The organism is Streptomyces sp. NPDC058671 (genome assembly GCF_042716475.1).
Classification (GTDB): Bacteria; Actinomycetota; Actinomycetes; order Streptomycetales; family Streptomycetaceae; genus Streptomyces.
Genome location: NZ_JBHXSA010000028.1, coordinates 1 through 12,417 on the forward strand (window position 1 = coordinate 1; position 12,417 = coordinate 12,417).

9 protein-coding genes and 3 pseudogenes are annotated in these 12,417 nt (G+C 70.0%); 9 read left to right on the top strand and 3 right to left on the bottom strand.

Annotated elements, in window-relative coordinates; translation table 11 throughout:
* Nucleotides 1–86: 86 nt before the first annotated feature.
* Nucleotides 87–299, top strand: a pseudogene (locus ACFWV2_RS28235) (transposase); the annotation flags it as partial.
* 121 nt (nucleotides 300–420) lie between these two features.
* Nucleotides 421–1,257 (top strand): SDR family oxidoreductase, encoded by an 837-nt coding sequence (locus ACFWV2_RS28240; protein WP_384409079.1) that lies wholly within the window; start codon nucleotides 421–423, stop codon nucleotides 1,255–1,257.
* Nucleotides 1,258–1,373: 116 nt separating this feature from the next.
* Here the strand turns inward: ACFWV2_RS28240 and ACFWV2_RS28245 are convergent.
* From ACFWV2_RS28245 to ACFWV2_RS28255, 3 genes and pseudogenes are all read right to left on the bottom strand, one after another.
* Nucleotides 1,374–1,589 (bottom strand): annotated as a pseudogene (locus tag ACFWV2_RS28245) (pyridoxamine 5'-phosphate oxidase family protein); the annotation flags it as partial.
* A gap of 78 nt (nucleotides 1,590–1,667) precedes the next feature.
* Nucleotides 1,668–2,903 carry a serine hydrolase domain-containing protein gene (locus tag ACFWV2_RS28250; protein ID WP_384409081.1) on the bottom strand — a complete coding sequence of 412 codons (1,236 nt, stop codon included), beginning with the start codon at nucleotides 2,901–2,903 and terminating at the stop codon, nucleotides 1,668–1,670.
* 95 nt (nucleotides 2,904–2,998) lie between these two features.
* Nucleotides 2,999–3,895 carry an alpha/beta hydrolase gene (locus ACFWV2_RS28255; protein ID WP_384409083.1) on the bottom strand — a complete coding sequence of 299 codons (897 nt, stop codon included), beginning with the start codon at nucleotides 3,893–3,895 and terminating at the stop codon, nucleotides 2,999–3,001.
* Between the two features lie 119 nt (nucleotides 3,896–4,014).
* Between ACFWV2_RS28255 and ACFWV2_RS28260 the strand changes: the two genes are divergently transcribed.
* The 7 genes and pseudogenes from ACFWV2_RS28260 to ACFWV2_RS28290 all read left to right on the top strand — a co-directional run bounded on the left by ACFWV2_RS28260 (nucleotide 4,015) and on the right by ACFWV2_RS28290 (nucleotide 12,324).
* Entirely contained in the window at nucleotides 4,015–5,121 is a 1,107-nt protein-coding gene (locus ACFWV2_RS28260; protein WP_384409085.1) for a helix-turn-helix domain-containing protein, read from the top strand.
* A 103-nt stretch (nucleotides 5,122–5,224) separates the two neighbouring features.
* On the top strand, nucleotides 5,225–6,208 hold the full coding sequence (locus ACFWV2_RS28265) for an IS481 family transposase (RefSeq protein WP_384409087.1): 984 nt from the start codon (nucleotides 5,225–5,227) through the stop codon (nucleotides 6,206–6,208).
* A 169-nt stretch (nucleotides 6,209–6,377) separates the two neighbouring features.
* Nucleotides 6,378–6,632, top strand: coding sequence for a DUF1214 domain-containing protein (locus ACFWV2_RS28270; protein WP_384409089.1), 255 nt, complete (start codon nucleotides 6,378–6,380; stop codon nucleotides 6,630–6,632).
* A gap of 214 nt (nucleotides 6,633–6,846) precedes the next feature.
* Nucleotides 6,847–6,984 (top strand): annotated as a pseudogene (locus ACFWV2_RS28275) (SpdA protein); the annotation flags it as partial.
* Between the two features lie 892 nt (nucleotides 6,985–7,876).
* On the top strand, nucleotides 7,877–9,577 hold the full coding sequence (locus tag ACFWV2_RS28280) for an alpha-glucosidase (protein ID WP_384409091.1): 1,701 nt from the start codon (nucleotides 7,877–7,879) through the stop codon (nucleotides 9,575–9,577).
* Between the two features lie 57 nt (nucleotides 9,578–9,634).
* Complete coding sequence (locus ACFWV2_RS28285) at nucleotides 9,635–10,633, top strand: TIGR03885 family FMN-dependent LLM class oxidoreductase (RefSeq protein ID WP_384409093.1); 999 nt, start codon at nucleotides 9,635–9,637, stop codon at nucleotides 10,631–10,633.
* Nucleotides 10,630–12,324: an alpha-amylase family protein gene (locus ACFWV2_RS28290; protein WP_384409095.1), complete on the top strand. Its 1,695-nt coding sequence runs from the start codon at nucleotides 10,630–10,632 to the stop codon at nucleotides 12,322–12,324. The genes ACFWV2_RS28285 and ACFWV2_RS28290 overlap by 4 nt, the downstream gene beginning before the upstream one ends.
* Nucleotides 12,325–12,417: the final 93 nt, after the last annotated feature.

Sequence of the window (12,417 nt, forward strand, 5' to 3'; positions counted from 1 at the left end):
CAGCACCGGGATTGCAGCCGAGACGGACGATACCTGAGCCCGACCATCACGCCTACCTCACCGCACGCAAAGATCAACTTTCGCAACAGGCCCTAACCCCGGCCCGGGTCCGCCGAGGGTTCAGGAACATCCGCGCTCACCTCGCCTGCCCGACCCGTGTTCCCAAACCCCGAGGAACCGGCCCCGGACGGCCACCCGGCACCAAGAACAAACACCGGGCACCCCGCTACGACGTCGGCAAAACCGTCAAACGCCCCGAGACCCTCAAGGCCATCGGCAAGCCCGGAAGATCTTGGTAGATAAAGAACAAGCTGAGCAGCTCCGCTGAGGTGCGGGAGCAAGAGTTCCTGGAGGCCTTGCCCCCAGACCTCGTTCACCAGGGGGGCTCGGGCGAGGCCGCGGAGTACCGGGTAGGGCTCGATGCCCTGCAGCACATCCGCCCGATCCCAGCTCCGCCAGCTGGTCACCTCGCCCGCGCCCTGGACACCACGTTCGGTCAGCGTCGCCCGGGGTCCGCGTCACCCCGCGAAATTCGCCGGTGACGGTGCCGCTCTTACCAGGCCGACCTGGTCAAGGGGTCAGGCCGAGGGTGCGCGCACCGGTGCGGTGGCGAACATCAGGTGCGGTGCACCGAGTGTGTGCGACAGTGCTAGCCATCGCCAGGTGGTGCGCACGGAGTGTCGTGCCGGACATCGCGGTGCGCACCAGATGTTGCGCCTCGACGTGACGGACCAGGAGTCGATACGGGAGGCCGCCCGCATCGCCGCCGACGCGACGCTTCTGATCAACAACGCGGGCATCTCCACCGGCGCGACGCTGGTCGGCAGCGACCTGGACGAGGTACGTCGCGAGATGGAGACCAACTTCTTCGGCCCGCTCGCCACCACACGGGCCTTCGCTTCCGTCATCGAGGGCAACGGCGGCGGCGCCGTACTCAACGTCCTGTCCGCCCTGTCCTGGTTCCACCCGGCCGGCCTCGGCTCCTACGCGGCCTCCAAGGCCGCCGCCTGGGCGCTGAGCGACGCGAGCCGCGAGGAACTGGCACCGCGCGGGATCACCGTCTCGGCGCTGCATGTCGGCTACATGGACACCGACATGGCCGCCGGCGTGCCCGCCGATCAGAAGGTCGCCGCCGCCGACGTCGCGGCCCAGGCCCTGTACGGCATCGAGACCGGCCTGCTGGAGATCCTCGCCGACGAGACCAGCAGGTACGTCAAGCAGAGCCTGTCCGCGGCGCCCCAGCCGAACGCGGGCTGACGCGGCACTGGCCAGTCGTGCCGACGCGGAGCGCGCGGACCAGAAGACACCACAACTGTCTCGCAGCGAGACAAACCCCTCACGGACAGAACAACCCTCCCGCTTGGACGGGGGTCGGCGGGGTCGAAGACCGTCAGGCCGACGCGCGGGTCCCGGAGCATGTTCCGGGCCTTGCGCCGGCGCTGTGTGGTGGAGATCAGCAACTCTCCGCCGTCGCGGCTGCCCCACACCACCGAACTCTGCGGGGCCCCGTCGGGGTTGAGCGTGGCGAGCACGGCCATGTGCGGGGCGTCGAGCAGACCGCGTACGGCGACGTTCATCTCAAGGGACATGCCGGGGAGGCTATGCGGGCGCCCGGGGAGGCGCACCGGAATTCCCGGTGCGCCTCGGTGCCTCGCGCCGCACGCGGGCTACGCGTCGCAGAGGGACCGGTCGTACAGCGTCTTCAGGGCCGTGTCGATGGGGTGGGGCTGCGGGGTTCCCGCCGCGCTCCGGGGGTTCCAGCGCTGGAGGTTGACCGCCATCGACATCTGGCGGCCGCCGTCCGCCCGGGTCAGGGAGATCGTGCCGGCTCCCCACACCGTGCCGTCGTGGCCCCAGAAAGTGCCGCAGTCCGAGATGACGACCTTGTGCAGCCCGAGGCCGTATTCGATCATCGTTCCGTCGAGTGCGCGGACCGGTACCGTGCGCTGCATCTGGGCCAGGGACGCCCGGCTGACGATCCTGCCGTCGAGCAGCCGCGCGTAGAAGCGGTTGAGGTCATCCATCGTGGAGATGAGAGCGGCCCCCGTGCCCGTCCACGACATGTTGTAGACGCTGTAGTCGCGCGGCGGCTCGAGCAGGCCCCACAGGGACTCGTACATGCGCGCGTGCGGCCCGTCGATCGTCGGCCCGTCCGGGAACCGGGTGTGCCGCAGCCCCGCGCGGTCGATGACGTGTCGGGTGATGTAGCGCTCGGCGGTGGTTCCGGTGACCCGTTCCAGGAGTTGGCCGAGCAGCAGCCAGTTGGTGTTGGAGTAGACGCCCGTGGGGCCGCCGGGTTCGCCTGCGGGCGGCGCCGCGAGTCCCAGCGCGATCAGCTCGGCCGGCCGGAACTCGCGGAAGCGGTTGTCGTCCAGGCTGGTGGGTGAGTTCCGCTGGAGGGAGGGGAAGGCGTACGGGATGTAGTCGGGGATGCCGCTCGTGTTGTTGAGGAGCATCCGGACGGTGATCCTCCTGCCCCGCTCCCCCGGCACGAGGTCGGGCAGGTAGTCGCCGACGGGCGCGTCGAGGCGAATCCGGCCCCGCTCGACCTGCTGCATGACGGCCGCAGCGGTGAAGGTCTTGGTGATGCTGCCGACGCGTTGGCGCATGTCGGGGCTCACGGGCCGTCCGGTGGCGAAGTCGGCGACCCCGGAGGCCCCGCGCCAGGTCCGGTCGGCGTCCCGCACCTCGCCGAAGACCCCGGGGACGCCCGCCCGGTGGACGGCGTCCAGGGCGGCGCGCAGCCGTGCGGGCTCGACGCGGTTCGGCGTCGCCGCCGCCCCGGACGCCGTCCCGGCCGTCGTCGGTTGCGGGGCGGGGGCGGCCGCGACCGTGCCCACGCAGGCGGTGAGCGCGGCCACGCCGGCGATCAGGGAGAGGCGGATCTTCGATCGGAGTTTCACGGCGTACGTACTCCTTCGGTCGGGTGCGACGGGAGGGTGCGGGTGGTGCGACGGCACGCGAGGGGGGTGGGCGCTGGGAGCTCGTCCGGTCGGCCTCATCCGGCCAGGGCCCGGCGCAGGACGGCGCCGAGTTCGGCGTTCTGCCGCTGCGAGACCTCGGCGGAGAGGATCGCCTGCGAACCGTGGAAGGTGCCGGGCCACTGGTGGATCTCGACCGACACCCCTGCCTGGAGCAGGCGCAGCGCGTACGCGATGCCCTCGTCGCGGTTCGGGTCGAACTCGGCGGTGGCGAGGTATGCCGGAGGCAGGCCGGTCAGGTCCTCGGCGCGGGCCGGGGCGGCGTACGGGGTCGCCGGGCCGCCGCCCAGGTAGTACCGCCACGAGGCCGTGAGCTTCTCCCGGTAGAACCACGGCGTGTCCGTGAAGTTCACCGCCGACCACGAGTCCTGCCGATCGTCGAGACCCGGCTGGTTGAGCAGCTGGAAACGGATCGGCGGCCCCTGCCGGTCGCGGGCCCACAGGGTCACCGCGGCAGCGAGGTTGGCGCCCGCGCTGTGGCCGCCGATCGCGATGCGGTCGGGCTCGACGCCCAGTTCGGCCGCGTGTGCGGTGGCCCACTCCAGCACGGCGTACGCGTCGTCCAGGGCGGCCGGGTAGGGGTGTTCGGGGGCGAGCCGGTAGCCCACCGAGATCACCACAGCGCCGGAGGAGGCCGCGATGCGGGCGGCCCAAGGGTGTTCGGTGTCCAGGTCGCCCATGAGGAATCCGCCACCGTGCAGCCAGATGACGGCGCCTTGGGCCTGGTGCGGGCGGTAGACCCGTACCGGCACGGGCGAATCGGCGGGAACCGTGTGGTCCTCGACCTCTATGCCCGTGGTGTCGGGGACCGGTACGGCGGCGGCCAGCTGGCTGAAGTTCTTCCGCGCGGTGACCGGGTCGGTGAGGCCGGTACGGGGGAAGAACGGTACGAAAGCTTCGAGTTCGGGGTCCATGACGATCATCCTCGGGGAACCGCCCGCGGCGGGTCGTCCGCCGTCCGTCGGGCATCCGAGGCCGATCGCGCGCCGATCGGCGCCCGCCCTCCGCCCGCCCGTCCTCCTATCCTGCTGCCATGGAGGCTTTGGCCGTACGGCTGTCCGGACTCGATCCGCACGTCGAAGGCGCGCTCCGCATCGTCGCGTTCTACGACACCCTGATGCGCAGGCGCGTGGACCTTCCCGCGCTCGCCCGGGCCTCGGCCGGTCTCGCCGAGTGCGTCACCGGCGTGGGACTCCACGGCACCGGACGGACGATCCGCGTCGCGCCGGACGGCCGTGAGGCCGCCGGCCCGGCGGGGCCCGCGTCCGGCACTGCCCCGGTGGTCCTCGACGAGGAGGAGATCGGCAGGGTGTGGCTGGAGCGGTCCGGCCCGGCCGGACCGCTCGACGAGGTGCTGCTCGACCGGCTGGCCCTCGCCGTGGCGGGGGCCGTCGAACGGTACGGTCCGGCCCGTACGACCATGGCGGACCCCGCGCTCGTCGAGCTGGTCATCAGCGCCGAGACCGACGAGGCGGCCCGTGCGCGGGCGCTGCGGCTTCTCGGGTTCGCCGCCGGGCCGCCGGTCCGGGTGGCCGCCGTACGGTCGCCACGACTGCCGCTCGACCAGGTGGGCGGAGTCGTCTGCCCCGGCCGGCCTGTGAAGGCGGCGCGGATCGGCACAGTCGGCGTAATCCTGGCCTCGGCCGTGGACCGGACCCTGTTCCCCGCGGGCGTGCGCGCGGGCATCGGCGCGGCGGACAAGCCGGACCTGGCGTGGCGGGAAGCCCGCACCGCCCTGCGTCTCACCACCGCGCGCGAACAAGTTATCGACCACGCGGAGTTGGGCGCGCTGGCGCTGCTCGCGGAGGTGCCGAGGGAGGTGCTACGCGACAACCCCGACGTCGCGGCACTCATCCGAGTGGCCGGAGACCCGGGGAACCCCGAGGAAGAGACCCAGGAGGCCCGGGAGAGCCGGGAGCGCCGAGAGAGCCGAGAGAGCCGAGAGACTCTGGACACGCTGGAGGCGTACTGCGCGACGGGGTCGCTGCGCCGGGCCGCCGACATCCTGCACCTGCACCACAGCAGCGTGGCCCGCCGCATCGACCTGATCGGCAGAGCCCTGTCCGTGGACCTCACCACCCCGACAGGCCTGACCAGGGCGCGTGTGGCCCTGACAGCGTGGCGGTTGCTGGGTGACTAGGTGTATTGATCACGAACGTTGTTAACAGTGGTGGTCTTGATCATGGCGAAGACCTCCGGTGTGGTGGAGGTGTCTAGGCTCCACACCACACACGGAGGTCTTCGTGTCCCACCGTAATGCCCGGCTGACGGTTCACGGCAGGCGGCTACTGATCGAGCGTGTCCTGGCGGGCCGCCCGGTCGCGCACGTTGCCGCGGAGATGGGCATATCCCGGCCCACGGCCCACAAGTGGGTCCGCCGCTGGCGGGCCGAGGGCGACGCGGGCCTCGCCGACCGTTCCAGCCGGCCCCGCACAACCCCACGCCGGACCACCGCCGTGCTCGAGGCGCGGGTCTGCCGGTTAAGGACCGACCGCAAGCTCGGCCCCGCACGGATCGGCCCGATCCTGGGCCTGCCCGCCTCGACCGTGCACCGGATCCTGGTCCGGCACGGCCTGAACCGCCTGGCCTGGCTCGACCGGCCCACCGGCGAGCCGATCCGCCGCTACGAACGCGCCGCGCCCGGCGAGCTGGTCCACGTCGACATCAAGAAGCTCGGCAACATCCCCGACGGCGGCGGATGGCGAACCGTCGGCAGGACGGCCGGTGACCGCAATCGCCAGGCCACCACGACCCAGCGCAAGAGCTCCACTCCGGTGATCGGCTACAGCTACATTCACTCAGCCGTGGACGACCACTCCCGCCTGGCCTACAGCGAGGTCTTGCCCGACGAGCGCCAGCACACCGCCATCGCCTTCTGGCAGCGGGCGAACGCATTCTTCCAGGCACACAACATCACCGTCGAACGCGTCCTGACCGACAACGGCGCCTGCTACAAGTCGAAGCAGTTCACCCAGAACCTCACCGCAGCCGGCATCAGCCACAAGAAGATCCGGCCCTACCGGCCGCAGACGAACGGCAAAGCCGAACGCTTCAACCGCACCCTGCTCGACGAATGGGCCTACCTGAAGCCCTACACCTCCAACACGGAGCGGACCGAAGCCCTGGCAGACTTCCTCCACACCTACAACCACCACCGCTGCCACACCGCACTCGACGGACACCCGCCCATCACCCGCGTCAACAACGCTGCGGGTCAATACAACTAGGCCGTGCAGGAAAGTGGATCTTGAGCTGTGGATGATCGTGGTCCATGGCGCGGGGAGATCTCACGGACGAGCGCCCCGTTGTTGCCAACGGCAGGAATACGGGACCGATTACGCCAAGCTCGCGGTCATCACTCTGGTCGGGTACGGGACCAACCCCGACGCCGATACCTTGTACCCGCACGCCACCCACGACGGCGACGGCCGGCCTCTCGACGGTGCCCACTCCTACGTGCTGCACTCCGACGCCGCTCAGATCCCGCCCGTCGACGGCTTCTGGTCCCTCACCATCATGAACGAGCGCCATCTCTTCGCCGACAACCCGCTGAACCGGTACGCGATCGGCGACCGCAGCGGCATGCGGACCAACCCCGACGGCTCCCTGGACATCACCTTGCAGACGCCGCCTACGTCGGCGTCGCGGTGATGGCCATGGAGGGCCGCCCCGGCTACACCCGCATCCGCACCCCTACGTCTCCGACGCCGACGCCGCCCGCGTCCCCGAGGACACCTCACACCTGACCGCCGACCCGGAGCTGTGCCTGGACGCTCTGCTCCGCTCGACCAGTCGGACGGCAAGACCCCTGTCCCCACTCACCAAGTGACCCCGAAAGGTCTACGCCAGAAAAGAGGTTGCAGGCATGGCGGAGGAACGGTTCACCCGGCGCACCGTGACCGTGGTCATGGCGGTCATCGCGGCCCTGGCCTTCGTCTTCCCCTTCGGCAATGTCTGGGCTCTCGCCCTGCGGCTCGGCGTCCCCCACCCCATCGCGTCGCTGGAGGAAACCCGCAGGTCAGCAGGCGTTTCGTTCCCCCGGTAGCGACTGAAGCAACTCAACAACGGAGACAGCCTGGCGAAAACGTCCGTTCGAGCCGATGACCTGGAGTCAGGCGAGTCGTTCCGGTAGCCGGCGGCAGCGACTGAGTCGCTTCAGTCGCTGCCGCGAGTAGCTGGACAAAAGATGAGGTCAGAGGCCGTGGACTCTGTAGAACAGCGACTGAAGCGACTGTAGACGCCCATATATGACACGCACACGCGCGATCTACGTAGCTGATATGAAGAACTTCGGTCGCTTCAGTCGCTGCATACCTGCCCATTGTCCCTCTGACCTGCTGTTCTTTGTCAGCGACTGGGTGAAGCGACGGTCACTCCTCTTCAGTCGCTGCGACTGGAGTGCAGCGACTGAAGGCAATCGCCCCTTGCTGTCAGGTGGCACCGCATCCATCCAGAACCCAGGTCGCGCGGTGCTGCGAGACAGCAGGAGCCAGGCTCCTTCCCCTCAGATTGCAGCAGGGACGGGGCTGCGACTGCATGCATCGACTGGTTCAGCTGCTCCGAGGACGGGAGTGAAGATCGGCTGGATCGGGCCACGGGTGCGGAGTCGGGCTACCTGTAACTGCTCGTTACAGAATGAGAAGGGGCCCCTGCCAATTCGAAGCGGACCGCTGTGCCCTCCGGTACGGGACCGCTGAGGGGCGAGGTCCGCCATACCTCGCGCGGGAGTTCGCCGAGAAGGAGCCGGCCGGTGCGCGCAGGGATGGGCCTCAGCGGGTCGGTTCGTCCCGGCGGAGCCGGGGCGCCCGGCCGGCGATGCCGCCCTGGCCGGTATGACCTCGGCCCTCGGGGAAAGGAGACTCACGTTCCCCACCCCGGGCGAGAGGAGTCCACCGATGGCAGCCGACGACATGGGGCACGCCCAGGACGCGTGGTGGCGGTCCGCGGTGGTCTACCAGGTCTATCCGCGCAGCTTTGCCGACTCCGACGGTGACGGCGTCGGCGACCTGAACGGTCTCACCGGACGCCTGGACCATCTGTCCGGGCTCGGCGTCGACGTGCTGTGGCTGTCGCCCGTCAACCCGTCCCCGCAGGCCGACAACGGGTACGACATCAGCGACTACCAGGACATCGACCCCGTCTTCGGTGACCTGGCGGCCTTCGACCGGCTGCTGGGCGCCGTGCACGAGCGCGGGATGAAGCTCGTCATGGACCTGGTGGTCAACCACACCTCCGACGAGCATCCGTGGTTCCAGGAGTCACGCGACCCGGCGAGCCCGAAGCGCGACTGGTACTGGTGGCGTCCGCCACGTGAGGGACGCGAACCCAACAACTGGGGCTCCTTCTTCTCCGGCTCCGCCTGGGAGCTGGACGCGGCGAGCGACGCGTACTACCTCCATCTCTTCTCGCCGAAGCAGCCCGACCTCAACTGGGAGAACCCCCGGATGCGTCGGGCCGTGTACGCGATGATGCGCTGGTGGCTGGACCGGGGCGTGGACGGCTTCCGGATGGACGTCGTCAACCTCATCTCCAAGGACCCCGCCCTCCCCGACGGCGAGGTGCACGAACAGGGGCCGTACGGTGACGGCTCGCCCTACTTCGTCTGCGGACCCCGCATACACGACTACCTCCAGGAGATGCACCGCGAGGTGTTCGCCCGGTACCCGGGCCGGCTGCTGACCGTCGGGGAGATGCCCGGGGTGACGGTCGAGCAGGCCCGCCTGTTCACCGACCCGGCGCGTGCCGAGCTCGACATGGTCTTCCAGTTCGAGCACGTAGGGCTCGACCACGGGCGGGGCAAGTTCGATCCCCGCCCACTGCGGCTCACCGACCTCAAGGCCTCGCTCGGCCGCTGGCAGTCCGGCCTCGCCGACGTCGGGTGGAACAGCCTGTACTGGAACAACCACGACCAGCCCCGGGTGGTCTCCCGGTTCGGTGACGACGGACCAAGCCACCGGACCCGGTCCGCGACGATGCTCGCGACCGTACTCCACCTGTACCGGGGCACGCCGTACATCTACCAGGGCGAGGAACTCGGCATGGCCAACGCGCCCTTGCGCGCCATCGAGGACTTCAGGGACATCGAGTCCCTGAACCACTACGCGGAGGCGCTGCGCACGGGGGCGGAACCCGAAGACGTCCTCCCGGGACTACGGGCGATGGGCCGCGACAACGCCCGTACACCCATGCAGTGGGACGCGTCCGCGCATGCGGGGTTCACCACGGGCACCCCGTGGATCTCCGTCAACCCGGACCACACCGAGGTCAACGCCGAAGCGGCCCTCGCGGATCCCGACTCCGTCTACCACCACTACCGTCGGCTGATCGCCCTCCGGCACCAGGAACCGGCGGTCGTCCACGGCGACTTCACGATGCTGCTGCCGGACGACGAGCGGATCTACGCGTTCACCCGCCGGTACGGCCGCACGGTGCTCTTGGTCGTCGGGAACTTCACCGGCGACACCGCCTCCGCCGTGATGCCCGCCGGATGGGACGGCGCCGAACTCGTCATGGGCAACGGTCCGTCGCTCCCCCCGCGGCCCGGCCGCCTGGTGCTTGCCCCGTGGGAGGCGCGGGTGCACCGGCGCAACGACTGAGCCGAGCGGGCGGGGACGGCGACCGATGATCCCTCCGGTGCCGGGTACGCGGATCCCATGACCGTCTACGGATTCCACGCCTCCCATGAACAAGTACCTCCCGCCGACCTGCTGGCAGCCGTCGTGCGCGCGGAAGGCGCGGGCTTCACCGCCGCGATGTGCTCGGACCACTTCTCACCGTGGAGCGCCCGGCAGGGTGAGTCCGGCTTCGCCTGGTCCTGGCTCGGCGCGGCGCTCCAGGCCACCGACAGAATCCCCTTCGGAGTGGTGAACGCCCCGGGCCAGCGTTACCATCCGGCGATCGTCGCGCAGGCGATCGGCAGCCTCGCCGCGATGTACCCAGGCCGCTTCTGGGCGGCGCTGGGAAGCGGTGAGGCGTCCAACGAGCACATCACCGGCGACCGCTGGCCGCGTAAGGACGTCCGGAACGCGAGGCTGCGCGAGTGCGTCGACATCATCCGGGCGCTGCTTCGCGGCGAGGAGGTGAGCCACGACGGGCTGGTGACCGTGGACCGGGCCAGGTTGTGGACCCGTCCGGAGACGGTGCCACCGTTGGTGGGGGCCGCGTGCAGCGAGGCGACCGCGCGGTGGTGCGCGGAGTGGGCGGACGGCCTGATCACGGTGAACGCGCCGCACGAGACACTGCGCCGGATCGTGGACGCGTACCGTTCGGCGGGTGGCGTCGGTCGGCTGCACCTCCAGGTGCACCTCAGCTGGGCCCCCGACCTGGAAACCGCCCAGGAACTCGCCCACGACCAGTGGCGCACCAACGTGCACGGGCCGCCGGCGAGCTGGGACCTCGACTCCGCCGAGCTGTTCGACAACGTCAGCGAGCACGTCTCTCCGGACAGGGTCGCGGAGTCCGTCAACGTCTCCAACGATCTCGGCCGGCACGCGGCCTGGCTCCAGGAGTACGCCGACCTCGGCTTCGACGCCGTCATGCTGCACCACGTCGGCAAGGAGCAGAGCGCCTTCATCGACGCGTTCGGCGCGAAGGTGCTGCCGCAGCTGGATGTCACCCGGCCCCCGGCCGCCGTCGCGGAGGGTGTCCGATGAGGCTGACCCGCACCTCCGACCTGTGGTGGAAGAACGCGGTCGTCTACTGCCTGGACGTGGAGACGTACCAGGACTCCGACGGCGACGGCACCGGCGACTTCGCGGGCCTGACACAGCGCATCGACCACTTGGTGCGCCTCGGCGTCACCTGCGTGTGGCTGATGCCGTTCTACCCGACGCGGGAGCGCGACGACGGCTACGACATCACCGACTTCTACGCCGTCGATCCCCGGCTCGGCACGCTGGGCGACTTCACCGAGTTCGTGCGCACCGCCCGCGACCGGGGCATCCGGGTCATCGCCGACCTGGTCGTCAACCACACCTCCGACCACCATCCGTGGTTCCAGGACGCCCGCTCCAGCCGCACGTCGAAGTACCGCGACTGGTACGTCTGGTGCGACAGCCCGCCGGAGGACGGCCCCGAGGGTGTGGTCTTCCCCGACGCCGAGAAGAGCGTGTGGGAGTACGACGAGACCACCGAGCAGTACTACCTGCACCGGTTCTACAAGCAGCAGCCCGACCTCAACGTCGCCAACCCGGCGGTCCGTGACGAGATAGCGCGCATCATGGGCTTCTGGACGCAGCTCGGACTGTCGGGATTCCGGGTCGACGCGGTGCCGTTCCTGCTGGAGACCGACGGCCAGGAGGACGCGGACCACCTGCCCGACCCGCACGAGTACCTCGCCGACCTGCGAGCCTTCCTCGGACGTCGCAGCGGTGACGCGGTGCTGCTGGGCGAGGTGAACCTGCCCTACCCGGACACCGCGAAGTTCTTCGGCGACTCGGAGTCCTCCCGCGGTGACGAGCTGACCATGTGCTTCGACTTCATCGGCATGCAGCAGATGTACCTGTCGATGGCGCGGGGCGAGGCGGCCCCTCTGGCGGCGGCTCTCCGGGAGCGCCCCGCGGCGCCCCGCGACGCGCACTGGGCGACGTTCGTCCGCAACCACGACGAGCTCACGCTCGACAAACTCGACGACGACGAGCGCGCCGAGGTGTTCGCCGCCTTCGGCCCCGACAAGGACATGCAGCTCTACGACCGGGGCCTGCGCCGCCGCCTGCCGCCGATGGTCGACGGCGACCGGCGGCGCGTGGAACTGGCCTACAGCCTGCTCTTCTCCCTGCCCGGCACACCGGTGCTGTTCTACGGCGAGGAGATAGGCATGGGCGAGAACCTCGCCGCCGAGGGCCGGCAGGCCGTCCGCACCCCGATGCAGTGGACGCCCGACAAGAGTGGCGGTTTCACCGCTGGGGAAGGAGTGGAACTGCCCAATCCCGTCGTGACGGGTGCGTTCGGCCCGACGAAGGTCAACGTGCACGACCAGGCGCACGACCCGGCTTCGCCACTGGGTCGGATGCGGACGCTGATCGAACGCTACCGGGAGACCCCCGAGCTGGCCTGGGGCGACTACCGGGTCATCGACGTGGACGATCCGGGCGTGCTGGTCCACCTCAGTTCGCTGGAGGGCGGCGCGGTGCTCGTGCTGCACAATTTCTCCGAGCGGTCCGTCACCGCCTCCGTCGAGGTCCCGGGGCTGAGGGGCGGCCGGCTGCTCACCGATGTCTTCACCGGTGACACCTTCAAGTCGGCGGCCGCCGGCGTCGTCGATGTCGCGCTGGACGCGTACGGCTACCGGTGGCTGAGGGTCAACACCCTCCTTGACGATCCGGATCGGGCGACAGCGGCCTGATCCGACCCGCGACGAGGTGCCCGGCCGCACGGAGTGGGCCGGGCACCTCGCGCGATGGTCATCCCGCCGGCCGGCTAAAGAGCGTTTCATCCC

Bases quoted from the DNA above. Each gene is read 5' to 3' on its own strand.
- ACFWV2_RS28240 (WP_384409079.1), top strand. From the start codon at position 421: ATGCCCTGCAGCACATCCGCCCGATCCCAGCTCCGCCAGCTGGTCACC.
- ACFWV2_RS28255 (WP_384409083.1), bottom strand. From the start codon at position 3,895: ATGGACCCCGAACTCGAAGCTTTCGTACCGTTCTTCCCCCGTACCGGC.
- ACFWV2_RS28260 (WP_384409085.1), top strand. From the start codon at position 4,015: ATGGAGGCTTTGGCCGTACGGCTGTCCGGACTCGATCCGCACGTCGAA.
- ACFWV2_RS28280 (WP_384409091.1), top strand. From the start codon at position 7,877: ATGGCAGCCGACGACATGGGGCACGCCCAGGACGCGTGGTGGCGGTCC.
- ACFWV2_RS28285 (WP_384409093.1), top strand. From the start codon at position 9,635: ATGACCGTCTACGGATTCCACGCCTCCCATGAACAAGTACCTCCCGCC.
- ACFWV2_RS28290 (WP_384409095.1), top strand. From the start codon at position 10,630: ATGAGGCTGACCCGCACCTCCGACCTGTGGTGGAAGAACGCGGTCGTC.